1 protein-coding gene is annotated in these 1,510 nt (G+C 62.9%); it reads right to left on the reverse strand.

Going from position 1 to position 1,510, the window contains the following annotated elements:
• Positions 1-89 precede the first annotated feature (89 nt).
• Positions 90-1,510 (reverse strand): TonB-dependent receptor (locus tag E4634_RS21075; RefSeq protein WP_135446660.1); only part of this gene is annotated, 1,421 nt, incomplete at its 5' end.

A 1,510-nucleotide genomic window follows, 5' to 3' on the forward strand; every position in this document is an offset into this window, starting at 1 on the left:
GGCTCTGACCCCTCGTAGCGGCCCCCTCGTTGCGGAGGCAAAAAAAAGGCGCTGCCGAAGCAGCGCCTTTTCGAAGGCAGAGCCTGCGCTTAGAAGTTGTAGCGCAGGGCCGCACCGAAGGTACGCGGCGGGCCGTAGGTGTTGGCCACGATGCCCAGGTCTTCCGGCACGCTCAGGCCACCGGTGACGTACTCCTCGTCGAACGCGTTGTTGACGTAGGCGGCCACGTCGATACCGCTGCCCATCACGCTGCGCCAGTCGATGCGGAAGTTCCACACGTCGTAGGCGTCAGTCTCGATAGTGTCCAGCGCGGCGGCCAGGTCATCATCGGCCCAGCCCAGCTGCGGCCACAGCCACGGGTCGTCGTTGGTGATCATCTCGTCCTGCCAGTAGAAGCTGGCGTTGAGTGAGATGTCGCCGTACTCCGGATCCAGCGGCAGGGTGTAGCTCACGTTAGCCGTGGCAGTGTTTTCCGGCACGTAGAGGAAGTCCGCCTGGGAGTAGTCCAGGGTGACCGGATCAGTGGCGCCGGGCAGCAGTACGTCACGCGGCCAGGAGTCGTAGCTGGCATCCAGGTAGGAGTAGGCCAGCATGATGGTCAGGTTCTCGGTCGGCGCGATGGTGATATCGAACTCGATACCGTCGATCGTCGCCTCGGCAGCGTTGATCGTGTAGGTCTCGAAGTTGCCGGTGTCCGGGTTGGTGGCGGAAACCGTCTTCTGGATATCCTCGTACTCCTGGTGGTAGATCGCCAGGTTGGTACGTACCGCGGCGAAGTTGCCCAGTTCCCAGTCCGCCTTGTGGCCGAACTCGTAGTTGAGCACGGTTTCCTCGTCGAACGGCTGCAGCGTGAAGTCGTTGGTTGCACGCATGTTGAAGCCGCCGGTGCGGTAGCCGTTGGCCACGCTCAGGTACAGCAAGTGGTCATCGGTGGGGGTGAAGTTGACGGACACGCGACCGGTGGGCGAATCGAAGGTTTCGTCCACGGTGCGCGAACAGGCGTCGTCGGGCAGGTAGGCGTTGTTGGCGTCACGCATCGCACAGTGGAAGGTGAACGACTCCGGGATCGGCGGGAAGGTGCTGTCGAACGCGAAGTTCATGGCAGTCATCTCGCGATCGTCCACGGTGTAACGGGCACCCACGGTCAGTGACCACATGTCGCTGAAGGTGTAGGTACCTTCACCGAACACTGCCCACGCCTCGTTGGTGACTTCGGCGTTGGGCGACCACTGCAGGAAGCCTTCCTGGGCCACGGAGTTGATCGGGCCGCCTACAGCGCCTTCCGGCCAGTCGGGGTTGGCGCCGATCACCTGGTTCGGGTAGAACTCGGAGCCTTCCATCTTCATCCAGAAGGCGCCGACCAGCCACTCCAGGTCGCCGTCGAAGGAATCGCCGATCAGCTGGAGTTCCTCACTGAACTGCTCGCCCTCGAGGTCGCGCAGCTGCGGGTTGGTGGTCTGGTACTCGGTCTGTGAAGTGATGGCACCGAACCACGGCACCGCGGTGCCGT

Origin of the sequence: Mangrovimicrobium sediminis, from assembly GCF_004745945.1 — a bacterium.
GTDB lineage: Bacteria > Pseudomonadota > Gammaproteobacteria > Pseudomonadales > Halieaceae > Mangrovimicrobium > Mangrovimicrobium sediminis.